We start from the raw sequence: 24683 nt of genomic DNA on the forward strand, positions 1-24683 counted from the left end.
TGCGAGTCATTCCGAGCGGATGATAGAAATTCTTTTCGACATATTCATCAAGGGGCATCCCGGTAATTTTCTCAATGATTTTTGCTACCATCAGGAAATTTATGTCGCTGTAAACCATCTTCGTACCGGTCGGGTATTCAAGCGGCGTCGCGTACAGTGAATCCCACATCGCATCATGCGCCGCATTGAAGTTGCTGCCGAAAGAATCCGGCTCAACCAGCCACCGTGGATGTTTCAGCAGACTGTCCAATTGAGCTTCCGGGATCACAGACGTACGCCATAGATACTCCGGCGGGTCGGGAGGAAGTCCGCTATCGTGCACCAGAAGGTCGCGGACAGTGACTTTTTCTTTTCCATTTCGACCAAACTTCGGCAGGTAACTAACCACAGTGGTGTCGATGTTCAGCTTTCCTTCTCCATATAATTTCATGGCTGCAAATGTCGTGGCACATATTTTAGTTAACGAGGCCATGTCGAACATCGTGTTAAGATCGATGGTTCTCGAGAGCGGCGAATAATCGTAAGTGCCGAACGCCTTGTCGAAGACAATTTTCCCATCTTTCGCTACCAGAAGCTGTGCACATGGGAATGCTGTGTCTGAAATCCAGAAGTTTACGATGGAATCAAGCTGCGACAATTTGTACGGATCAAACCGGGCTTCCTGTGGAGCAGCGAACCTCAAACTTGTCTGAGGCAGATCGATTCCGGCACCGTACTTCGCAACGTCAGGGATCGTTACAGGAAGTTTGCCGCTGATATTTATTTCGCCAAACAGCGCCTGAACTGCTGCATCAACAGAGACTTTCATGTCACCGTATGCGCAAACATACGCCGCGACGCCAGGGGCGCTTCTTAGCAAATACGGGTTTCCAAACGAAACCATCACCACCGGTTTCCCTGAACCCGTTACTTTCTGGAGAAATGATTGGACCGACGGTGCGAAATCGATTGTCCCGGTTCCAGACCGCCACCGGACATATGTCGGAATAATTACAATGCTCGCGTTAGATACGGCATTCATCGCGTTCTGGAAATCGAGCTCGTTAGAAGTCGGGTCAACCTGAACGAAATCCACATTCTCGTATCTTTGTAACAGTTCCATTCGGAATTCCCCGGCAACGCTCGGGTCTCCATTATCTGATACGACCAGGCAAAGGATTCGCTGCGGTTGATGGTACTGAAGCGGAAGGATATTGCTATCATTTTTGACAATGGTAATCGAGCGACGAGCAGCATGTTCGGCAAGAAGCTGATGCGCCTCTGTGCCGACAATTCTCGGTATGGAATTCAGGTCAACAAACCTCTCCTTGTTCAGACCCAGCTCTGACTTTATGTCGAGTATCTTTTTTACCGCGCTGTCGACTCTTGCCTGGCTGATTTCGCCACGCTCCACGGCTTTTGTGATCGCATCTATCGCAACTCTATTGTCTGGCGGCATCAACACAATGTCTGCTCCAGCTTTGACGGCTCTTATCGCCGCGTCCGCTCCCGAAAATTCATTGGTCACGCCCTTCATCGTCATTGCATCAGTGACGACAAGTCCATGAAAGCCCAGAGTGTCCTCGAGCAGGCCTGTAGTTATCCGCGATGACAGGGTTCCAGGCACACCCTGTTCCGTGTCTATCTTGGGAAATGCTATGTGTGCCACCATGATCGATTTTACACCTGAACCGATGTCCGATTTGAATGGAATCAGCTCCATAGTATCAAGCCGCTGAACGCCATATCCGATCACTGGCAATCCAACGTGGGAATCAACCCTCGTATCCCCATGACCCGGAAAATGTTTTGCCGTTGCAATAACTCCACCATCCTGACTTCCTTTGACAAATGCCGACGCAAGCTTCGCGACAAGATAGGGATTTTCGCCAAACGAGCGGACATTAATGATAGGATTCTCCGGATTGTCGTTGACATCTGACACCGGTGCATAGTTCTGGCTAACACCCACTGCACGAGCCTCCTTCCCAATGACTTTTCCAATCTCATAAACAAGCGAAGAATCCCGCGTCGCCCCGAGTGCCATATTGCTTGGGAAAGAAATTCCCCCGGTAAGTCGCATTCCCAATCCGTTTTCATAATCGGAAGATATCAACAAGGGAACATCCGCGATTTTCTGGAGATCGTTCAACAAGATCGCTTGCTCATAAATATTCCCGAGCGAGACGACCAGTCCGCCGACTTTTTCATCGCGGACCATGCGTACCAGATCAAGATAATCGGGGTCGTCATCGCTTAAATATTGAGTCAGCGAATATGGAACTACCATCTGAGCGACTTTTTCTCTCAACGTCAGAGAGGCCAGTATCGTCTTGACCCAACTTTCATCAATTGACCACCTATAGCTGCCTGAATTTTCTACAGGATAAACTTCAGTAGAAACGCCAACCCGGCCGTTAACAACCGTCGTTGTATCAGACTTTGTCGTGGAAGCGACATGCGGCTGAGAGATCGTACGGTTGGCTGCTGTGCATCCGTAAAAAAGAAGAACAGCGACCGTATTAAGAAGCGTAAATTTTGTCATTTATAACTTTAGGATCCCTTCATCGCAGTCTGTTCCTGCAGGAACGAACTGGAATTCACGATAGACATGAATAAAATCCGTATGCAAATCTTTGAAGTCCTTCCCTAACACGTAAAGACATATCCTCTTGGGCATCGTCGAGTAAGAATATCTTTGAATCCGTTATTCATTTACAAAGTCTATTACATAAAACATAGCAAACCAAACAGCCATTTTGTCGCTCTATTTTATAACCGCCATCTTTCTGATTGCTGAAAAGTTATCAGCCACTATCCGATAGAAGTAGATCCCGCTCGGGAGTCTGCTCGCGTCGAATGTGACAGTATGATTTCCTGAGTCTTGTCTCGCTTCGACAAGCGCTGCAACCTCTTCGCCAAGGACATTGTAGACCTTCAGGGTCACGTAGCTAATGGTTGGCAGCTCATAGCCAATCGACGTAGTAGGATTAAACGGATTGGGATAATTTTGAAAAAGGCCGTAAGAGGTATGATGTACCACTTTATTGTCCCTGAATCCAGTGACCTTCCCATTCACCTGAATATCATCGACATATATCGTGCTACTGTCGATCAATGCAGATGGCAAGTGCCGAATCGCGAATCCCTTAAAAACATCGGTCGATGCATCTGAAATATCACGCCACATCCCGACATACTTATAACCATACCAATCTATTGTGTCGACTGCAAGAAACTTCTCGGATGTGGAGCCAAAGATAAAATCCAGCTCGTTTCGACTGTTATCGCCAAACACCCACATCCCAATAGAAGATACCCCGGAGATATCGAATCCCTCAGAGTTCTCTTCAGCACAAACAGACCTTACTGAATCGAATTGGTATTTCAGCGTACCTGCATCGTAACCATCATAAGACCGATAAGAGATAAAAAAGCCGGTAACAGAAGTATCAACTCCAAATGTGCCTGAGCTTGCGGAGGGCTGCAGCCACCGACCAAGCGAAGACTCAAAGCCTTCGATTACTGAACCACCGGAAACTGCGGCATCGACAGTAAAAGTAGTTGAGAATGATCCTTTACTAGCAACGCCGTAGTAATCAATCACTCCGGGTAAGAGAGAAAAAGTGTATTTCATCCCGGAGCCCAAGCTGGTTTGTGAACGCACAGCAACAAGTGTCAAGCCACTCGAGGTGACTTGAAACATATCTTTAGAAAGCGGCACCACATTTCCCTCCGAGTCGACTAGCGTTATTTTTGAAGAGAGCGAGTTGAACTGAACCGGCTCGTTCATCACAAACTCGAGGTAAGCTTTAGGTATCACAGTTCCTCCGTCCCGCGGAGATTCCGCAATGACAGATGGGCCTTCGGTATCGACAGGGACCGTCGTGAATCGGAATTCGTAGGGCGTTTTAAGATTCTTTCCGTTAGATGCTTTTGCCGACGTGCTTATACTAACATCGTAAGATGTCTTCCATACGAGAAAGGCATCGGGATGAAAGACCAATTGCGTATGATTTGAGTTGAATGAAATTCCACCTCCAACATTTGGCGTAATACTAAATGCAGAATCTGTGGACGCGGTATCCATCGGCGTATTAAAATTTATGACGACGTTCGAATAAGCTGCTACAGCAGAGTCGTTCGCGGCAGGAGAGGATTTCACAATCGACACTTCCGTCGAATCGTATCGATGAACAAGGTCGAAATAATGATGCCAGTTCCAATATTTACCCGGATCTGTATGGTTGTTGCAGGTGGCGTATCCCGATCCTACATAAGGAACGTATTGTGAAAATGGAATTAGATTGAACCACGGATAACTCCACGCATCGTGGCCGAAAATATGTAGGGAGTCTTCCGGAATGCCGAATTTTTCGCACAGGGATGCTGTCAGTCGTGCTGATGATTCATACTCGGCTTCGGTATAAAAAGAGGAGTCGGAGACGAAACCTTCGTGCTCAATGTTCAGCGTTATTGAGTTCCAGCATACAACAGCCCATGCCCGATCGCTGTCGTTCACGAACTGGTCAATATAGCCATCCTGGCTTCTTACGAGGTAATGGGCACTCGCTTGATCGCTGACGTTTTCAAATAAAGAGACAGCGTAATCAAACTGTTCCTCGGTATCGTGAATAATCAAGAAAATAATTGGTGCACCGCTGCGAGAATTATAGCTGGGACTTCCGACCCACACAGGTTTAGGGATGGGATCACCGGGTTTTATGAATCCGGTCGCCTTCACCGGTTCGGGAAAGCCACTGAGATCTACAGATTGAGGCAGGATTACGATTCCATCTGCGTCGACGCCGGATTGCACATACTGGAGAGTATGATACGCGAATTCCAAGGCTATGTCAGGCTGAGGAATCCCGCTGTATCTAGCGATTACGCCTGACCAAGTCGGCAGGCTATCTGTTACGACCATCGACTGTTTGTTCGTCTGGTTTCTGTATTCCGACAAGAGCGCTGCGGCACCTCTGATGTTCAGGTAGGGGTCGCTCAACAAAGAATCTACAGGCAACCCGATCAGCTTTGCCGCGCTATCGAGCGAGTACGAAAATCTGCTATCATTACGAAGGCCCATCACCCCACGGTCTCCACCTGCGACTCCTTGAGACCAATGGGTCTCGATGTAACCAATTGCTTCAAGAATTGGAGCCGGAACATTGAACTCGCTTGAAACAGACTGAAAGTACTGAGTGCACTGCGCTGGGGACTGAGCGAAAGTTTTTACAACGATCAAGGTAATGACAACAAAAATTGTTTTCATGCGGCCCCTGTTTTGTATAACGGCTGATTGTGTAATACCCCGGTCATCTCTAAGGCTTCTTTTCCTGAATCGTGAGACTGTAGTCGAACTGATTAAAGTATATGTTACTCTCATCCGTTTCGAGTTCTCCTCTTTGAAAGTCTACATCATCGGACCGAAAATATTTCTTTGCCGGCATAAGAACCTGGTTGTTGTCAGAGTTTGCGGACATTCGATATTGGTCGAGCCCTCCAAAATAGAACTCGTGCAGTATCTTGCGCTGTTCTGGAGTCAGATCCATCATGTATCTTTTTGCGAGAATTCCCATATATGGATCGACGGGTATCCAACCATAAGGGGAAACGTAAATCTCAGTCCAGTCGTGTATATCTTTTGCACCAGGAAATGTAAACCAGCCAGACTGCCAGCGAGTTGGAATGCCGTTGTAGCGACAGAGTGCTATGAATAGCATCGCTTCCTGTCCGCAGTCACCGTATTTCTGTGTCAGACAATAGTCGCTGATATTACTTATTGTCGAATATTCTCTAGCGAAGCTGTATTTAATATTTCTAGAAATCCAATCGTATATCTTCTTTGCCTTAAGGAGCGGATTGCTCTCTCTGCCAACAATTTCTTTTGACAGTCTTGTGATTTTGTCGGTGAAAATTAGATTGGGAGCCTCCATGGTGTATTTCACATAGGTGCTGTCGCTTTTGTTGTATGGTTGTACCCTGTCTCTTTCAAGATTAAAATGGACGCCGAAAGTTTCATACGAGTACTCGATTAGGAATCTCGTCGCCCCTTCGGAGTCCGTCGGTTGTTCCATGTAGACGGACCGAATCTGGCTCTCCTCTGAAGAAATGTCGACAGGCCTGCTTGAGGATGAAACTAAGGAGAACCCTGTCTGGAAAGGAAGTTTTCTTGGAACAGGGATCCATGCCTTTACGGTCTCACCGGGTTTTACTACACCGGAGTCCGTCGTCAGTGACATCTTTACAACAAAGACTTTGGGCAAAACATACGGAACTCCAGAGCTGTCCGAGGCTTTTTCAATTAAGATGCAATTAGATAACAAAGCTTCGTGAAATTTGTATTCCTCCGGGGGTGGGATTCGTCTTGTGGCGATATCAGAATTTCGGAAAAATAGGTTGCTTCTGCTCGTCCCAACGAATCGCAATGTATCGTCAATCATTCGTGCGTCGAATTTTCCCTTTCTTATCCATCTCTCAAATTCCCCTTTCGAAATATTCCTGATGCTATGCGCGAGTTCAGCATACAGCTCGTCTGCGGCCAAGGAGTAGTCAATTCGAATACGTCTCATTCTTTCTAATTGGAAATGGATCTCATCTTTTTCGGCAGGAGACAAAGAAGCAGACTCTTCATGAAGGATCTTCTCAAGCAGCGACGACGCTTCTTTGAATTTTCCACCGTTCTCCAGCCTAAGCGCGCTGTGATATGATTTCGTTTGCCCTAAACAAAACGATAACGCGATGAAAGACAAGAGTAATGTGTTACAGATCGACGATAACCCGGGACCGCATCGGAGCATTTGTCTACCCTTCCATCATTTTTCGAGGATCATTTTCCTGACCTGAACAACTCCCGACGATGTTGTCAGGCGATAGAAGTAAACGCCGCTTGCGAATCTGGAACCATCGAACTTAACCTGATATTTCCCCGGATTCTCCTGTTCATTTACTAGCGTAGTAACTTCTCTCCCAAGTACGTCATAAACTTTTAGCGTAACGCCGGTGAGTTCCGGCAACCAATAATCGATTACTGTGGAAGGATTGAATGGGTCAGGATAATTTTGAAACAGCGAATAACCCGGTGAGATAGCAGGCCCCTGAGAAATCGCGGTCAACGGCCAGGCCGATGTGTACTCGTTCCATACGAACGGCGAATCAATCTGTCCATATTCCCAGAGGCTGACACCAGCATAGTGGTACGCCTGCTGTGACAGACTGCAAAAACCTGAGATATCGCCGGGCCTGACGTTGTTGCTATAACCGAAATATTCTCCCTGACCGATGGGCATTATTGGTTTATTCGCCGCACTATCTCCTTGCTTAACCCAAGTTTGTGTGTACGAAGCGAACTGGCCACTCATGAGGCTAAGCTCGTTTTGAGGTGTCGTCGGTCTCGCGGCCCAATATGTCTGCGGCATGTTTACCCGGACTCGGTCGAGGAAAGTGGTCCAAGGGAAAGTGTTGTGCCCGTCCACACGTGCCCAGGATGTCAACCCGACAAAGCTCTCGGGATGATGAGAATGAACCGAATCGCAATATGCTTGTGCTGCCGGCACACGGCTTGCCAGAGTATCGTATTCTATTTCAGCATCGATAAGAAGGCCGTCGATGCCTTTGATGCTGAGAATCATATTGGCGACGTCTGTCTCAGATGCGGAGTTTCCCCAGTAATGAGGAACTCCGTAAACATATTGAAATGCAAATATCTTTATTCCATTACTATGAAAAATGGAGGCGACGCTATCCATACTACCATACTCTGGCACCGCCCAATTGTAAAGCGAGTGATCTGCGCTGTTGTAGTAGCTATCACCATCTCCGACTTTGATGACGACCCACGTTACTCCGACGGTTCTTAATTTATTGATTACTGCACCTAAGCTGCCGCCGCTTGCATTCCACAATTGCCAAATCCACATACCCTTTCCTTCGATAGGAAGAGCACCCTGCGCATGAACCGAAGCTGAAATCGTCAACGCCCCCAAAAGAGCAAAAATCCTATTCCGCATTATTTTGCCACCCCTTTTCCTACCTACCGATTTCGAACGAACCAACTATCCTATTGAACTGCTCTACCGTAACATTCGACGTGTCTCGCATCGTCCCTAGAAGTTCTTCGCTAATTTCCTCGGTGGTCAATTTCCTTCCGTCGACCTCTTCACCGGGTTTTCTCGAGCTAACATCACTAGCAAGCGAGAAGGTATAATATTCACCTGCGTTCTGCGTGTAGCAATTTATCATGCACTCCCATGCTCCCATTCCTGCGTAGACAACCCAGTATTCACGGACAAATTTCAAGGAATCAGACATTGTTGTATCCACATAAACTCGATTCTTCATTAACCGCTCACTTTCAGGGATGTCAAGGTACAACCTACCACCATACGTTCCCTCCAACTCAACGAACGGGCGCTGGCTCACGGAGACATGTACTTCATTCCTTTCGTTCGACGGCCCCTGGAGTTTGATCACATATTCATCCTTACTACGTCGAATTAGCGTCCCATAATACTGGATTTTGAATCTATCTAAGATGGTCACATATGCACTGTGTGCTTTGGCTATCTCACTATTCTGCGCTTGCGCCAATTCTCCGAGAAGAATAAGCAGCACCCAAATCATGAAATAGAAAACTTTTATCTTCTTCACCTGCTCACCCCAATCCTTGTTCTTCAATCCCATCCCCATCCTCCTCTCTAATCCTCCCGTTCATCAGAACAGAATTCCAGAGAGGAGGACAGGGCAGGAACAAAATTACTTCAGTAAGACCATCTTCTTCGTCATCTTGAAACCGTCTGACGTTACAAGTGAATATAGGTAAATACCCGAGGCAAATCGATCACCATTAAATGTGACGAAATGTTGTCCGGCAGATTGTTTCGCATCGACTAACGTGGCCACTTCTCTTCCAAGGACATCATATACTTTGAGAGTAACTTTGACGTTGTTTTTCAACGAGTATTCAATCTTAGTCGTCGGATTGAACGGGTTAGGATAATTCTGCGACAGGATGTATGAAGTCGGTCCAAGAGAGGTCTGATTAACAGCCGTCACATGTCCCGTGAACATCTGGACACAATTAATATTAGAATTGAAGACAGCAACGTATGCCGTATCCCCGCTTGGGCTGAACGCAATTCCTCTGTCATCGATGATGGTGGTCTTCAGGGAATCCGCACCAATTCCAACTGCTGTCAGATTCCACTTTATGCTGTCCTTAAGCACGGGATTAGATGGATTCGTCATGTCGAATGCGTACCAGGAAAGCGGACTAAAGGCTGTGTCGGTGTTTTTGTCAGTCACGGGACCACCAGATCCACACCAGAGGTATCCTGATCCAGGCTGCCATGCCATGGATTCAACAGACAGGCCTTTAAGAAGCGTGTCTTGAAGGACATATTGGCTGAGAGTTCCTGCAGAACTGTGATAATGCAGGACAACAGGTGTAATCGCCGTATCCTGACCCGAAATTATCTGAAAATTTGCAAAGTATGGGACATAGACATCATTCCCATCGCCAGAAACTGCAATCGCTCTGGCAACGCCATTGTATTCCGAGGTATCTATTGACTCTGCTACCTGCGTAAAATCAGATGTGAGTGCGATCGGACCGGTTGGCGCGCCGATAACACCGACCGTGAACACTTCGCCTGCGTTATCCACCGCGCAACTTGCGAGTGAACTCGCATATCCCGGTATCGGGTTCTCGATCTTTTGTATTTCCGTCCCATCGTGGTAGTCGAGCTTTATTATATAGGCACTCGGAAGAGCCATGTATATGTCACCGTCAGAGGGGCCGGTAGTCATTCCGTATGAATACGAAAATCCCATAATACCTCCGTTAAGAGTGTCCTTTACCGTTCCATCTCTACTCATGAGAACATGTAACGGAGAGAACGATGCCTGGGAACCATCCGAATTGAAGACGTAGATGCTCTTTACAGGTATCATACCTCCTCCAGTTCTCGCCAAACTATCGTCATACCTATATGACGCCATCCAGACTCTTCCCATAGGATCAACTGTCAAGGCATTATTTATTCCGCCTCCACTAATGACCCCGGGATTGAAGCCTGAATCCGGGAATATTTTGACAAATTGCCAGCCCTGTGCGTTAGCTGAACAGACAGACACTGCCATCAGCGCAACTACAGCCAGGAAAATTTTTTTACACATTGTTTATTCCTCCTTTGAATGATTTGTTTTTAAAACTTGCAGGTGTAAGAGCTAGACACACCGTGTCGTGACAAACAAAATCTTCCGATATCACCTCCTACTTAACGAGTGTTATTCATTCGATCAAATCCTCCCTTTAACAACAGACGAGAAGCATGGCGGAACCGCCTTTCATTGTATTCCATAATATGGAGCGCCTTGTTTTCTTGCTACGATTTTCAAAATGCCGAAGGTTGCAGTACTCGCAAATAAATTCTGCCCAATCCATGCGAAGGATTTACATGGAGAATTGAGTACTTTACCGCTAACATACAAAGAGTAAGGTTTGTCTATCGCACCTCCTGGATGGACCACTAACAGGTAATCGGTCGCCTCCGTCGCCACAAATAAATCGCCATCCGCAGAAAAAGTTATCGCATAGATGTTGTTACCACCTGCCGGATCCTCGGCGAGATCAAAGTACACTTCAGGAGTTCCGAGTGAATCATTCACCAGGGGAGCCCTGTAGACTTTGTTCGGTCCGCTTCCCGGATTGGAAACAAAATACAAGTATCCATTGTAGTACCGCACAGATCCGACACTACCTGTGAAAGGAAACAGTTTGGTGCTTGCATCGGTCTTTATTCTATAAATCCCATAACTTGGCACTCCGTTTACTGTTACGCTCCAACCTGCCCACAAATTATGATTCGGGTCGAAATCAAAATCTGAGAATGCGCCGGAAGGGACGGGAGCCCAGGCGGTCGACGAAGTCCCTTGCGAAAGCCGGTAAATTGCCCTAACACCCTTCGACGCATAGATAAAATTGCCAGGGCCGAACTTGATGAAAGGCCAATCCACATTACCCGTCGTAGACAAGGCATAAGGCGAAGCAGCTACCGTCCCGTCGGAAGTAATCCTGAATATGCCTTTGTCTTTGGTCCCAAGAGTCGCATTTGAGATCGACACATAGAGATTCGAATCTGGGCCCGTGCAGATGCCGTAAGCATTATCGCCCGTTGCAGTCGGCAGATTGCTAAATGGAGTTATCGCGGCAATCAATTTATAACTGTAAACCGGACTAAAATTTGCCGCACCGATCACGGATACCCTTACCTGAATGGTATCTCCCGATATAGCCGGAGCTTTCAACACTATTTTGGTTGGACTTGCACTTATGATGGGACTGTAACCATAACCATAATACGAAAACGCCTTTGTAGTATAATTCAGAAATGAAACCTGGTCGCTATCTAAGTTTGTCAGAAAATTCTTTCCATAAATAGTGAGGGTATCAATCCCAGCAAGCGCGCTCCCTTCGGGCGACAGGCTGTCTACGACCGGTTGCGGACCATTACCGAGGCCCGGGTTATATAAAGTAGGCGACTCGACTTTTGTGCAGCCAACCATATTCAAAGCCACCGCGATGGAAACCGCCAGCGTGGACAGACAAATTCTTAATTTATTCCTCATTTTGCATCCTCACATCAATAAGCAACGACCAACGAAAGTCGCTGTACATCCGAAAATCCGCCAGTAAACGGCGTCCAGGAATAATCGATACCGAGATTAATACCCGCAATGTCCTCGTGTAAACCAACTCCGGCTGTCACACCATATACATCGTTGTTAAACATGTACCCGCCTCGGAGCGATATTATCCCCATGAAAGTGTATTCCGCTCCGACATCGACTTGTTCAGGATAGTCTCTCGGATGAGTGGCATCCACAGCTAGTACCAATGATTGCGAATTGTCGTCTATGTTCCACATATCGAGAAGGTTCATTGAGATTCCAAGATTGAAAATGAGCGGAAGGTCAAAACTTTCCGCCTCATACTTGAGTTCTCGGGAAAAATTTCTTAAGTCCATTCCAAACGCCAGGCTCTTATAACCCGTTTTGTATATCATCCCAAAATCGAAGGAGACGACATTCAATTTCTCCTCTTTGGTAACATAGCTTCCGTTGCTGTTGATGTTGGTTATGCTAGAACCGAGATCCTGAACCACATAATTTACGTCGCCACCCACAGCAAACTTGTCAGTGAGAGCCTTTGCATAACCTACTCCGATGGAGTAGGCTGCCGGTGAAAATGTCCCTATATCCTGGTATCCTTCCACATTGTTCGCAATTATCGTTTCCTGTAAATCCCCATAGTTGACTGATCGTACAGTCAAGCCGAAGACACCATACTCATCATGAGATGGGACGAACGCCACGCTGCCGTAGAAATGCTTGATGCCCGCAATCCAATCTACCTGGCCCAAAGAAAGGGTCACAGCATTTTCGATCCTCGCCATGCCGGCAGTATTGTAGAACATCGAAGTGGAATTACCATCTAGTGATGTCACCGCCTCACCCATCGCTTCGGCTCGAGGATCAGTGGAAACATTCAGGAAGTCCAAACCCGATTGCGCCAGTTTCTGTTGGCCAAAGGCTATTGAGGACACAAGAAGCGTTATTCCGACAAGGGAACGGACAAAGAAGCCATTAAGGGTCTCGTCATGACGTTGCACAATAGATCGCACCTCTCTGCGGTCGAAACGACAATTGCTATTCATCTTCATTCTAGTTTCCGTTTTCATTTGGTCACCTAATGACTACGAATTTCTTTATGGCTGTCTGACCTTGTGGAGTTTGGAAAACCACGATGTAGATTCCGCTCACGACGATTTGATTAGAAGATGTCGTCAGATTCCAGTATTCATCACCGCTTCCGTTTACATGCTGGATTGTTTTTATCAACTGACCCAGCTCGGTATATATCTTGATCGTACAGACAGGCGGGATATCGAGAAAACCAATCTGGTTGGGCTCGCCGACATAACGAAGTATATTTTCATTTGCAGAGATATTGTAAGGGTTAGGAACTACTCGAATAACATCTCCGAAATTTATGTCGTTTTTGTTGATACCCGAAAAAGTTATCAGGCTGTCGCCCCTTCCGGTATTTCTTACAATTGTTCCGGAAGCTGGCGGACTGGCGGTCCCTCTGCATGTTATCGTACCTGAGATGCCAGGGGCAGTCCCGGTGACACTAACCGACAGGACAGTGAATATTGCGCTCCCATTGGTATAAAGGTCACCTACTTTTGGTGGCGTCGTTATTCCGCTAACCGTGAAGACACTCTTCACAGGTTCCGAAACACCTGGCCTGAGTAAATGGGCGGGGTCATACGTCTGCGTATAGTATCTGCTGCTTTCGAGTGCTACACCCGATGGTGTACCGTTACCACCGGGATTATCAGCCGGACTTCCGACAGAAGCGATGTAATAGTAATAGTCTATACCACGAACCGCCGTGGTGTCGTTGAAACTCGTTACGTTGGACGGGCATTGATAGATCAAGTAGTACGTACTGTCGACCAACCCCTTAGCTCGGTATATTGTGAATGAGGTGATCGTGGGACCGCCCTGCGGAGGAGTCCATGAAAGTGCAATTTTGTCACCACCCGAAGTCACGCTGAAAATCGAAGGTGGTTGCGGAGGTTGTGGTAAGCTGTATCCGGAATTATAATTCGCAATCGCACTTCTAAAGGTCTGGAACAACGAATCTCTGCCGGTGTAAACGGAATCGTCTTTCTGTGCAGGGGTTATCAGCCCTAATTTGAATTGGCGGCCAATCCTGATACAAGCTTCACGGCTCAGACCAGCGGCAGCTTCTGCCATCACGATGTGGAAACTTTGACCGGGAGCGAGATTGTAAGGGCCATAACCGTTCGCCACATCCATTCCACCGCTTGTCCCGAAAGATGGGTCACCGCCTAGTCCGACCTTATCTGCTTCACGCTGACCAGACCAGCTGACGCCGGAATTCCAGCCAACGCCGTGACCCGCAGACATCAATGTATATTCCTTCTGCATCATCGGCCCGTTGAACTGGCTATTATTTGACTCAAGTCCATCATCGTTCGCCACATAGGCCGTTGTGCTTGGTTCATTTGGGTCGTCCGAAGTGTCCGTCGCAGATTTATCGGCGTGAATGGTGCAGACCCCTATAAACTGTGTCGCACCAAGCCTACCCAGAGTATCTGAGGCGGGTGGACCTGGTTGTGCAGAAGAGTTTACCCAAATAGGCCCTCCTATGTTATCGCTTGGTGGAGCACCGGCGACGCCGAGGCCTGGCATTCCAGAAAGCGTGAATGCTCCGTATGATGGGTTGTTAAAATTCCCTAACCACGAGTATGATGCTCTGACATCATTGGCTTGAAGAGTGTCACTTGTTCGTACCACACCTCCGAAAAACGGAGCACTTGGCTTCAAACCATCTCCTCTATTGTCACTGTCGGTTCCAATTCCCCAGCCGGACGAATTCGCTCCTATCACATAACGAGTATCCGCGCAAACTGCGTATCTGTACTGAAAGAAAATGCGAATGCTGTCGAGACTTTGACTTGGAAGCGTGCCATATCCGGTCTTCCCCGTATTTGTAAATGTGTAATCGTATATGACATAATTGTCATTAAACTGTTGACTGAAACCGATTATTTTTCTCACCATCGTCAATCCTATCGAAGTACACACGCTGTCATAAATCAGTCGGTCTTCTTTCAGACTTGAGTTCGTATTGTCTTCGTCGGGCGGAATATTATACGATGGAGATAAACCGCTTCCGCCATCGACCAAAACTTGTGGCAGAGCGAATCTATCAGTGGTTGTAAACGCCTGCGGAACAAATTCAGATGCGTCACTGTCAAACCTCGGTCCAAAATGTATAACCTTGACCGGCCACACCGTTCCCGATGCGTCTTTGAAGTTCTGCACTCCGATCCACAGTCCTTTAGCCGCTTCCATGTCCTGGTTGGGATAAATTGCGGGCCAGCGATCACCATCCTGCTGCGTTAAGACTCTTTGCTCTTCATATTCACTTCCGGCATTTGAGTACCAGCTCTGGAATGACCCGATGTCCATCCACTTGGTCGCGTATTGCGCGGACGCACGATCACCCAAGAGGAGGAGAAAAAATAATGCGATGTAAAACAAGCGACTTGATCCATGTCGTACGCTGAGATGACTTGTTCCAATTTTAAAATTCATTTCTTCCTCATTTCTTACGGTATGTCATAGGTGAATCTGATTCCGTAAAAGAACGTCCTTGGATTCAACATGGACAACTGCCAGAGCTCGGGCATGCGGATGTAAGACTTGCTCGACGACTGATAATCTCCAGGCCTGTCATTCCCGGGCGTATTAACGTATCCCAAGGGATGGTGAACAGAATCGCCTGCAATGGAGACCGGCAGGTGAAGCGACTCCATGTAAGCATTAAAGTCGGTACCATTGTAGAAACCGTAATAAGGCGACATGTATTTGTAGTTGAAGATATTATAGATATCCGCGAACAGTTCCATGTCAAGGCCGTAAAAATGGAATCCCCGGCTTATTCTTAAGTCAAAATCTAGGTAATCAGTCCATTCAACATTATTCTGGACTCCTGGAATAGTCGCGCCGCCAGACCATGTGAGCCAAGGCCCTGCGGACCAGTTGCCGAGCAAATTGACATGCCAATCAGCCAGAGGTTTGATGCCGTTCCAATTTGGACCGAACCAATTCGGCGTGAAAAAGTCCAGATTCAGTCTTGCGTAAGGCTGAGGCAGGGGTTTTGTCTGATAAAGATCAGTATAGTATGTTAGATCATAATTCCGTTGATCGGCAGGACTTTGATAGCTTGTTCTGTATCCAAAGTTACCCCACGTTTCCACCATGTATGTATAATTCACGAACCCCTGGAACCAATCGCCTCTGTTCTTTGAAAGGGTTATTTCAAATCCTCTTATGTCCTCATAATAATTGGGAGTGTACTGAGTGTAATCAACCTTTGAGTCTGCGCTCACATAAGTTGTACCTGCGTACAGACCATCAGGAGAACCATACTGGTTAGCAATATCCTTATAATATCCCGCAATGTGAATCAGATACTGGTCAAGCACGCTTTGCTCGAAGCCCAATTCATAAGCAATGGTTCTCGGCAGGGGATTATTCGGATCTGCAACCAAGCTCACATTATTGGTTCCCGTCAATCTACGAATCAGATATAGGTCGTTGGGATTGGGCATGGAATAGAAATGGCCATAATTGAAATACAATTTTGAATTATCCGTTACTGGAAAAGAGATGCCAAGTCGTGGTTCCACGTAGAGAATATTCTTGGTTGGTGCTTTCGTCACCGTATCAAGCCCAATCACGTCAGCACCAGAAAAGATGATCGAATAGGGATTATCGATGCTGTACCATTCTCCGCCGGCATGAGAATCATCCACTCGGACGCCCAGATTCGCTATCATACCTTCGAACTCGATCTTATCCTGCAAATAAGCCGACGCGCGAAGTGGAAACGTATGCCAATGTGACCACGATGTGCCTGTCGGCAAATAAGCGTCAACGGTTGCGTAGTTAACATCGTTGTCAGTATAGTCGAATTCTAAGCCGGTCTTGATCTGGTTATGCTCGTCAATCTGACTCGACAAATCAAATTTCGCATTGTATTCCGCAAGCCTGCTGCTGTCACGCGACGTACTCATTCCAACACTCATCCTCATTCCGTCGATTGCAGTCGAAGGAAGCGGCCAGAACCCCACCGGCGCTTCATCAGCGAAATAGTAATTCCCGAACTGATAGATGGAGGCTGTATCACGAAGCGGGCCAGGTGCCGTGTGATATTGAGATCCTGTCTCTCGTAGGTTTATCTCGTAGAACGTCGATGGGCTAACCACGTCCGAGAATTTTGCTCCGATCATGTTGAAATTCACTTTTGTCGGCGCCCAGTATTCATCTGTAAACATCCTCGCGTCTATGTAACTCACCTCGGATAAAACACTCGAAATACCTGAACTCGAGCTGAATATCCCCGGCTGTCCTGCGTTGCTGGAATTGGTACCGTCCTGATTGACCAGCATCCCTTCAAGCTGGAGCGACATCCCCGGTCCAACGTCCGAGGTCATCTTCAATGATCCACTATAACTTCTGTATGCGTCAGTCGCCAATGGAATCATGTACATGTCCTGCTCGCTCACGTATGACGCCCAGAATCGGAGATTACCGAGCTCCTTGCTTATGACTGGAAAAGGTCCGCCGAAGCTGGCGTCTATATTGTAATTGGGTTTCAGAATTGAAAAATCTTTGCGGTGCTGCCACTCCCAAAGTTTCTGGGCTGCAGTTGGACTCAGAAATTTACTGGAGTCGCCTCCGGCCAATGACTGTTCTGAAGTTGCAATCCATCCAGGAAAAGTTGGATATATGGACTGGGTCTGTGGATTCCACATACCGTCGCTCGTACCGTAGTACGCAACTGCAGGATCCATGTAAGGCCTGACATAATACGTGTTGACGCCGTTCAATGCTCCTCCAAAATTCTGCGGTTGCGGAGGAGCTACTCGTGAGAGTAAGCTTATCGTGTAGTGTTCAGTGCTGCCATTGTTGGTCGTAACATTCACTACTCCGGATCTGACGTCCCCATATTCTGCATTGAATCCTCCGGTTTGGACTTGAATGTCCTGGACAGACGTCATGCTGACGTTAGTGTATGGCGCATTGCTTCTTGCATCACGAAGAGTAAAGCCATCTACCATAAACGCGGTCTGATCGTTTCCACCGCCTCTTATCACAAGACCGCTTTGAATTCCCGCCTGAAGTTGAACTGCCCCCGTAATGCTCACCGTCGGAATCGAAATCACTTCGTCAGGAGTAAGATTGATCGTGCTCGCTGAAACGTCTTTTTGTATGACAGGCCTCGAAGCAACTATTGTGACTTCCTTCCCTGTAACCGCTGCCTCGGACAATTTCAAATCGATCTCCGCCGTTTGGTCGATTGAGACTCTTACATCTTGGACAGTCGTCGGCGAATATCCAACCATTGACGCTTTCAACGTGTACGTCCCGGCAGCCAGGTTCAGAATCGCATAGTATCCGTTCATGTCCGTTGAAGCTCCTATATTTGTTCCCTGTACCACGACAGTTACTCCGACTAATTTTTCGTCCGTCGCCGCATCAGTCACAGTGCCCGCAATCTTGCCCGTTGTCTGAGCAAAGACCAGGGAAACCATTGTTAATGTAAACAGACAACCTCTGATGACAACTTTATTCATCGCAATACTCCTTTACAGGGAACTAAAGCCATAGTGTCTCGATGTGTTTCTCATTTTCGCGGGAAGTTTTTTGCGGCGAAAGGCGAAAAGATCTTCGAGGATTCCGCACCATCTGTGACACGATAAGGTTCTGAGATTTTAGAAAGTGGGTACTTTTGACTGGAACGCTTAATCAATACTCGATCAATTCCTCCGGTCTTCTAATAACGGATCAGGTCACGAAAGAGTTTCAGACTTACTCTAATGAAAGGATGCAATGGACCAACTTGGGAAATGATGAACTGCGCGCTCGCCGGAATGCATCCACTTTTGAGAGGTAGTTATGAGGTTAATCTCTTGCTTGCGGACAACGCAAGTCTCCTTTCCCGTTTGTACTTAAGCATCTACTCAACCAACTATTTGTGAGCCACAGTATGATTTTCTGCTCACAACTGAAAATAATACTTTAATTAGGCGTTGTCAATACTTCCCAAAATGTTTCGGAACAAAAAGTTGACAAATCGCGGAAGGAAACCATGCTCCGAGAAATTCACGACCTTTGGGTTTATAAACTTTATCTATCAAATGATGATCCAACATTTCCACTATTTGCCAACAAAACTCCTGTATATCAATTCCGAGATTTTTGCTATGAGAAGTTCGCCTGAATTGTCTATGATCCAACGCAGATCTTTGTTGTTGCTTGTGAAGGCACAGAGGATGTAATTCACCCTCGGCGTATAGATGATTGCGCAATCGTTTCTAGTTTCGTCTAAAGCTCCAGTTTTATGGGCGATTTCAATTGTGCCTCTGTAAGTAGGCAGGAAGCGAGGTACACTCGCATTATAAAGTTGATATCTCATCAACTCGACCATCACTATGGAGCTTTGCGAATCAACGACCTCACCTGCATATGATTTGAAAGATAGAATGCTGCCTCCTGTGGTGTCGAGACACCTATGGCGTAAGTCTTCCTCTGCAGAGAATCGCTGTAAACATTTTTGTCGAATATTTTCGCAAGCATCTTTGTCTTGGTCAAGCCAGATTGCTTGATGAAGTCGGTGACCTGCTCAACTCCTCCGACCCTGTCAACGAGCATATTTGCCGCTACGTTATCGCTCATGTTGATCATAAGCCAGGCAAGATCGCCTAAAGTCAACTCCAATCCATCATGCATGAACAGCAGTATCCCGCTCCCCGGTACTCTATCCGAGTTGTGAAGAGTCACCTTGTCGCTCATCCGGAGCACCCCCATCTTCACATCGTGGTACAATTTGCCCAACACATAAATTTTTATAACGCTCGCCGTCGGAAACATTTTATCCGCATTGTACGAAACGGTATCCCCGTTGGCAGGGCTCACTGCGTAGATCCCCACTTCACCTTTGAAATTTCGTGCAAGCGAATCGACCGTTGTCTGCAACGGCTGGGCATTGGAAATAATCACCGATTGCAATAAGACTAACAACACAATGACTGAAGTCTTCATATCGCCTCCATTCTTTAAGATTTATTAGTTCTCTGCGGCCACTCCATTTCGCTGATAACACAGAGGAACCGCGTTGCTAATTCCCTGAAATCTGATGAACTCCCAGTCCTGCTGCGTCACTCAGAAAGAGGTGCCCGTTTTCGTTTACCACTCCTTCGAATGGGTCGTTAGAAATCAGTACGTTACCGTCCAGATCGTTCCAGTCGACAAGCGGAGATATATGTGCTGCGGCAGTTATCCCAACCGACGATTCAATCATACATCCCAACATAATTTTCATGTTATGCCGTCGGGCTTCACCGATCAGTCTGCGGGCCTTAACCAGCCCGCCGTTCTTCTGCAGTTTTATGTTTATTCCGTCGTAGGCCCTGGATAATTCCGCAACTTCAAAATGCGATAGAGCTTCGTCCGCGATAACCGGCATCTCCACTCTTTCGTGGAGCCATATGGCATCATCAATCTGCAATGCGGGCATCGGTTGCTCGATGAGCTCCACGTTTTGGGCAGCAAGCCATTTTATTTTCTCGAGGGCATCTTCCTTCGACTTCCATCCTTCGTTGGCATCAACGCGAAGTGGTTTATCTGTGACGCTGCGAACCGCCTCAATTATTTCTTCGTCATTGACGAAACCCACTTTGATTTTTAGTACAGGGTAGTTGCTAGCTTCTTCAACTTTCCGAACGATATTATCTGCTGTATCTATTCCGATTGTAAAAGTAGAAATAGGCATCTTGCTTTTATCTGCACCGAAGTACCTGTAAAGAGGAATACCCACTTTCTTACAAGCCCAATCGTGAAGCGCAATATCAATCGCACATTTGGCACTGGGATTTCCAACAGCCAGTGAATCCACGTAATCGTGAGCGGCTTCGAGCCGAGACGGATCCGACAATCTTTTAATATCAATCCTCCTTAGAAATTCTTCGACCGTTTCCGCTGTCTCGTTATACCGAGCGTTCGGCGAAGCTTCTCCATAACCAACGATGCCATCTTTTTCGAATTTAACAATGACGACTGGTACGGTATCTCGTGAGCTCCTCGCGATTTTGAAAGTGTGCTTGAGCTTCAGGTCATATCGTCTGTAATCAAGTTTCATTTGCTCTTCCAGCGGATGATGGATAGAATTTAGATACGAAAAGATGGAAATAGGACCATCAGTTTATTTGAGCGGAATCGGTGGAAAGTGGAAGAATCCGTTTAGCTTCGACAAACCTGTTCAGCTCATATTCATCGAACAACGAGTCTGTACTGACAAGACTGTTTATCCTGACGAGGCTACTGGAGTGTATGAAATATCCCCCCCCTAAATAGATTCCGACATGAACAATCTCTTCAGGCTTTCCCGCTCCTCCCCTTTCACCGAAGAAAAGTAAATCTCCTTTCTTGAGATTGGAGAAATTACTCCCGGGATCGACACTCTTGCCGATGTTAACCTGCTGGTTTGCATCTCGCGGAAGATCAACATCGTTCATCCTGAAGACCGTCTTCACGAATCCGGAACAGTCCAAACCTTTCGTGCTCGTTCCTCCCCAGAGATATGGAAATCCGATAAATTCTCTTGCTAGACTCTCGATTCCGTCTGGCGTGGGTTTATGAACCGATGAATATTTATCGAGATATTCCGCGTCCGAACGTAAGACATACCCTACCCTACCGTCAGGCAATTCAATTTTAATAGAGGAGCCGATCACCGAAATCGGTTTCAGCAAATCCGCCATCACCACGTCAGACATCGTGCTGCCGCCATTTATCGAGCTTCGTACTGTCGAATAGACGGAAGTGACAATAATCTTTCTTTCCGCGTTATAAACCTCGAAATCCGACGAGTCCATCCGAACGAGGTTATCCGAATCTATCCATCCCAGGTAACCATTGTCGAACGGAGGCTGTGGAGTCGACTTAACGTAATACCATCCGTGAGATTCTCTGAGAACCGACACTGTATGTCCCAACAATAGCTGGTTCACCAGCTCGGAAGAATATCGCGGTGCGGCATACATGCTTGCCACGCTTACATCAACGATACCGTATACTTTCGGTTTAAGGTTCTCATCAGGCAAGACAGATATTGAATCGATAACCCCATCTCTCTCGAGCTTCCTCACGCACAACATCGCAGAGGTTTTTGCTTCGAGGTTGTCGACATCGCCCTTAACCACAATTCCTTGACGGGTTTCTTCTGCCGTAACTTTGAACACGGCGGTGCGTGAGTCGGGAGCAAACATAGTCCTTAGGGAGTCTAAACTTTTGTCGATCCGTGCGACAAGCATTCTATTGGAGTTGCATCCGACAATGGCTGAAATAAAGAACAAGAAAAGAATCCGCTTCATAGATCAATTTTATCCGTTAGTGGAATTTATGCGACATAGAATAAAATGGCAATTACCGGCGACCAATTCCTTTCATTTTATTTCTGACGCCGAAGCCGGTAGAATCCTCATCCAAATGCCGAATCACCTTTCATGCCTTCGTTCGATCAATTCAAACACTCTCTGCGATATCATTTTCATAGCAGCCCTCGACCTGCTTTCCTCCACGGGAACAAAACAAGAAATAATATATTTTGTCCTGCCATTATCAACTATTCCCACATCATTGGTCCAATAACTCCACCAGCCGGTCTTATGGTAGAACATAACGTTGCGTGTAAGTCCCCGGGAAATCTTTGTGGTATCGAGCTGCCTTCCCAGCAGCACTTTCATCTCCATGCTCACCCATGGATTTACGAGCTGGTTGGCGTAAATCCGATACATGAAATCAGCGGCATGCAGAGCGCAGGTCTGTGTCCCCCTTATATTTTTATAAGCTGAATCTTCATATTCCCTTCCAAGAAATTTCCTCGTCACTTCGCTGCCATACCATCCGTACTGGTGCATGGTTTCATTGATACTGTCTCTCGTTGCGACATCAATCAGGCAATTCGCCGCCGAATTATCGCTTCTTGTTATCATCAAGTCGAGTAGATAGTTTATCGTTACCGTATCTCCGTCTCGGAGGACAGGACGCGGATCCCACTCGATTTGCTTTTCCATATCAACTGCATTTGGAGACTTTACTATGTATGACGATGTAAGAAAGTAGTCCCCATCGCTTATTTCCTTCAAGACCTGCATTGCCACATACATTTTATACACGCTTGCGGGATAAGTGAAACTGCCATAATGAACACCGCCTAGTACCGGTTTGTCTCCGGTCAGATCCACTACAGCAAAGGAAATTGTTTCGATGCCATCAGCGCCTACGTTGAACGAGCTATCCAGATCAACAGATCTGACGATATCAGACAACGAATCAGAGAATTGATTATCAACTTTAAAGTAGGCTGGCATCTTTACTTCCTGAGAAAAACCGGTTGCAGGGAAAAATAGAAATCTCAAAGTTATGCAAAGGTTTGCGATAATCTTCACATTCTCTTTTTTTCCTCCTATTGGCCCTTTCGAACCATTGGAATTCATTTGCGCTTCCTCTCAATTGATACGGTCACTTCTATACGTCGGCAAAATATATCTTAAGTGGATGGGAATCTTGCCAGTGTTATCGCATAAGATGCAGCAGTCAGAATAATTTTGCAACTGTTTACGCGGAAAACTAGCCATATAAGTTGCGGTTAATCTCCGCTTCTTCTTCATATGAGAAGTAAATGGACAAACAAGGCGACAAGAGAACCGGGATGTCACTTCGACCGATGAAGCGAAATAAATATTATTGAAAAAATCTTTTCAGTCAAATGAAGCTATTTGATATGACGAATTTGGATGCGTGACAAAATCATGGCGGCTTAATATTTCAACGGATTGTGACTACTTATTCCGCAGGATTACTGCGTCCATATGGTTAATTACTCAGAAACAGTGTAACGTACCGTGATATATGAGAGCAAAAAATACACAGTGTATATGGTTGACGCTATTTCTACGGTTAACTAATATGGGACAAATTCAGTAAAGTGGTACGGTGATGCAGAGACAACAACCGTGGCCGATGTAAAATTTTAATTAATGAGAAGGAGAAAAACGGATGGGTACAGGACAAATGCTCCTGACAATAGGAGCAATGATGCGTTTGACGTTTATCTGACCTTCAATCCAGACGGCTCAATGACGGAAACTGATACCACAAGGTACATCAACGGAAGTAGTTGGTCAGTTAAAGCTAAAGACTCTACATCCAGCTACACGCAAAGCCAGCTTACTAATTCCAACGGACAGGAAGTTATTACGGTGGTTGATGGGGATGCGCACGTGCGGGGCACCGTGAATGGAAAGTTGACAATTGCTGTAACACAGCCTAGTACCCATCGGATAAGTTCAAGCACCCAATATTCTTCGGTGGCTCCCGGAAATGCTTTCGACAAAACGAAGGATGGTAATATTATTGTCGAGGGAAACTCAATTTACAACAACAATACAGACATGCTGGGCCTCGTTGCAGACCAAAGTGTCGTGGTAGATAACCGAAAGACTGCAGGCAACATAGAAGTGGATGCCGCAATTTTTGCAAGACAAGGAAGCTGGGGATATCTTGACTATATGGGTGATCAGACCGGTTATTATAACTCTGGTGTAGTGGGCAAACTTAAAGTGTTTGGTTCTATCACTCAGAATTCCCGCGGCCGTGTTGCCAACACCGACCCCGTGCCAACTACGGGCTTCAACAGATATTATGTCTTTGACAACCGCTTTTATACCAAGCATCCGCCTTTTTTTCCAGCCGCTGTCAATCAGTTTCAAATTGTGTCGTGGCGAGAATGAGCGATACTTTTTCTGACGCAGGTTATTTTTTTCTCGGTCTAAAACCTTCAAGTTATTTGTCGAGTTATCTGGAGTAATTTTCCGATGAATTTATTCGGGGATTCTTGGAGTGAACCTGTGTCGTCCGAACTGTCTCATCAGTAATTTGCGGGTGCCAAACTTCGAGTAGATTGGTCGAGAAGTCCGCTTCACCACATGTTTTTCATTTCTGCATTAGTTACAAACTCTTTGGGCGAATCCTACCCG

General features: G+C 46.6%; 16 protein-coding genes. 1 reads left to right on the plus strand and 15 read right to left on the minus strand.

The window, feature by feature from the left end; all coding sequences use genetic code 11:
* The 15 genes from VLX91_08685 to VLX91_08755 form a co-directional block, all read right to left on the minus strand.
* A partial coding sequence (locus VLX91_08685; GenBank protein HUI30281.1) for a glycoside hydrolase family 3 N-terminal domain-containing protein occupies positions 1-2524 on the minus strand: 2524 nt, incomplete at its 3' end.
* 222 nt (positions 2525-2746) lie between these two features.
* The gene (locus VLX91_08690) at positions 2747-5251 is read right to left on the minus strand and encodes an Ig-like domain-containing protein (GenBank protein ID HUI30282.1); all 2505 of its coding nucleotides are present in this window, start codon (positions 5249-5251) and stop codon (positions 2747-2749) included.
* 49 nt (positions 5252-5300) lie between these two features.
* Entirely contained in the window at positions 5301-6551 is a 1251-nt protein-coding gene (locus VLX91_08695) for a transglutaminase-like domain-containing protein (protein HUI30283.1), read from the minus strand.
* A 243-nt stretch (positions 6552-6794) separates the two neighbouring features.
* A complete protein-coding gene (locus tag VLX91_08700; GenBank protein ID HUI30284.1) occupies positions 6795-7988 on the minus strand; it encodes a T9SS type A sorting domain-containing protein in 1194 nt (397 codons plus the stop codon).
* A gap of 19 nt (positions 7989-8007) precedes the next feature.
* Positions 8008-8661, minus strand: coding sequence for a hypothetical protein (locus tag VLX91_08705; protein ID HUI30285.1), 654 nt, complete (start codon positions 8659-8661; stop codon positions 8008-8010).
* Between the two features lie 72 nt (positions 8662-8733).
* Positions 8734-10155 carry a T9SS type A sorting domain-containing protein gene (locus tag VLX91_08710; protein ID HUI30286.1) on the minus strand — a complete coding sequence of 474 codons (1422 nt, stop codon included), beginning with the start codon at positions 10153-10155 and terminating at the stop codon, positions 8734-8736.
* Positions 10156-10326: 171 nt separating this feature from the next.
* Positions 10327-11607 carry an IPT/TIG domain-containing protein gene (locus VLX91_08715; protein HUI30287.1) on the minus strand — a complete coding sequence of 427 codons (1281 nt, stop codon included), beginning with the start codon at positions 11605-11607 and terminating at the stop codon, positions 10327-10329.
* Positions 11608-11621: 14 nt separating this feature from the next.
* Positions 11622-12719: a PorV/PorQ family protein gene (locus tag VLX91_08720; GenBank protein HUI30288.1), complete on the minus strand. Its 1098-nt coding sequence runs from the start codon at positions 12717-12719 to the stop codon at positions 11622-11624.
* A 4-nt stretch (positions 12720-12723) separates the two neighbouring features.
* Positions 12724-15171: a T9SS type A sorting domain-containing protein gene (locus VLX91_08725; GenBank protein HUI30289.1), complete on the minus strand. Its 2448-nt coding sequence runs from the start codon at positions 15169-15171 to the stop codon at positions 12724-12726.
* Positions 15172-15185: 14 nt separating this feature from the next.
* Positions 15186-18218 carry a TonB-dependent receptor gene (locus VLX91_08730; protein HUI30290.1) on the minus strand — a complete coding sequence of 1011 codons (3033 nt, stop codon included), beginning with the start codon at positions 18216-18218 and terminating at the stop codon, positions 15186-15188.
* Between the two features lie 584 nt (positions 18219-18802).
* The gene (locus VLX91_08735) at positions 18803-19060 is read right to left on the minus strand and encodes a serine hydrolase (protein HUI30291.1); all 258 of its coding nucleotides are present in this window, start codon (positions 19058-19060) and stop codon (positions 18803-18805) included.
* 14 nt (positions 19061-19074) lie between these two features.
* Positions 19075-19686 (minus strand): serine hydrolase, encoded by a 612-nt coding sequence (locus VLX91_08740; protein HUI30292.1) that lies wholly within the window; start codon positions 19684-19686, stop codon positions 19075-19077.
* A 76-nt stretch (positions 19687-19762) separates the two neighbouring features.
* Positions 19763-20782: a dipeptide epimerase gene (locus tag VLX91_08745; GenBank protein HUI30293.1), complete on the minus strand. Its 1020-nt coding sequence runs from the start codon at positions 20780-20782 to the stop codon at positions 19763-19765.
* A 58-nt stretch (positions 20783-20840) separates the two neighbouring features.
* Complete coding sequence (locus tag VLX91_08750; protein HUI30294.1) at positions 20841-22016, minus strand: C40 family peptidase; 1176 nt, start codon at positions 22014-22016, stop codon at positions 20841-20843.
* A gap of 123 nt (positions 22017-22139) precedes the next feature.
* Complete coding sequence (locus VLX91_08755) at positions 22140-23141, minus strand: serine hydrolase (GenBank protein HUI30295.1); 1002 nt, start codon at positions 23139-23141, stop codon at positions 22140-22142.
* A gap of 543 nt (positions 23142-23684) precedes the next feature.
* On the opposite strand from VLX91_08755, the gene VLX91_08760 reads away from it, so the two are divergent.
* Entirely contained in the window at positions 23685-24437 is a 753-nt protein-coding gene (locus VLX91_08760) for a hypothetical protein (GenBank protein ID HUI30296.1), read from the plus strand.
* The last annotated feature ends 246 nt before the right edge of the window (positions 24438-24683 follow it).

The sequence above is a fragment of the Candidatus Acidiferrales bacterium genome (assembly GCA_035515795.1).
Lineage (GTDB): Bacteria > Bacteroidota > Ignavibacteria > Kryptoniales > JAKASW01 > JAKASW01.

Excerpts from the sequence above, each read along its gene's own strand:
- VLX91_08690 (HUI30282.1), bottom strand. The coding sequence starts at position 5,251 with ATGAAAACAATTTTTGTTGTCATTACCTTGATCGTTGTAAAAACTTTC.
- VLX91_08695 (HUI30283.1), bottom strand. The coding sequence starts at position 6,551 with ATGAGACGTATTCGAATTGACTACTCCTTGGCCGCAGACGAGCTGTAT.
- VLX91_08700 (HUI30284.1), bottom strand. The coding sequence starts at position 7,988 with ATGCGGAATAGGATTTTTGCTCTTTTGGGGGCGTTGACGATTTCAGCT.
- VLX91_08705 (HUI30285.1), bottom strand. The coding sequence starts at position 8,661 with ATGGGATTGAAGAACAAGGATTGGGGTGAGCAGGTGAAGAAGATAAAA.
- VLX91_08710 (HUI30286.1), bottom strand. The coding sequence starts at position 10,155 with ATGTGTAAAAAAATTTTCCTGGCTGTAGTTGCGCTGATGGCAGTGTCT.
- VLX91_08715 (HUI30287.1), bottom strand. The coding sequence starts at position 11,607 with ATGAGGAATAAATTAAGAATTTGTCTGTCCACGCTGGCGGTTTCCATC.
- VLX91_08720 (HUI30288.1), bottom strand. The coding sequence starts at position 12,719 with ATGAAAACGGAAACTAGAATGAAGATGAATAGCAATTGTCGTTTCGAC.
- VLX91_08725 (HUI30289.1), bottom strand. The coding sequence starts at position 15,171 with ATGAATTTTAAAATTGGAACAAGTCATCTCAGCGTACGACATGGATCA.
- VLX91_08730 (HUI30290.1), bottom strand. The coding sequence starts at position 18,218 with ATGAATAAAGTTGTCATCAGAGGTTGTCTGTTTACATTAACAATGGTT.
- VLX91_08735 (HUI30291.1), bottom strand. The coding sequence starts at position 19,060 with ATGAGATATCAACTTTATAATGCGAGTGTACCTCGCTTCCTGCCTACT.
- VLX91_08740 (HUI30292.1), bottom strand. The coding sequence starts at position 19,686 with ATGAAGACTTCAGTCATTGTGTTGTTAGTCTTATTGCAATCGGTGATT.
- VLX91_08745 (HUI30293.1), bottom strand. The coding sequence starts at position 20,782 with ATGAAACTTGATTACAGACGATATGACCTGAAGCTCAAGCACACTTTC.
- VLX91_08750 (HUI30294.1), bottom strand. The coding sequence starts at position 22,016 with ATGAAGCGGATTCTTTTCTTGTTCTTTATTTCAGCCATTGTCGGATGC.
- VLX91_08755 (HUI30295.1), bottom strand. The coding sequence starts at position 23,141 with ATGAATTCCAATGGTTCGAAAGGGCCAATAGGAGGAAAAAAAGAGAAT.
- VLX91_08760 (HUI30296.1), top strand. The coding sequence starts at position 23,685 with ATGAGAAGGAGAAAAACGGATGGGTACAGGACAAATGCTCCTGACAAT.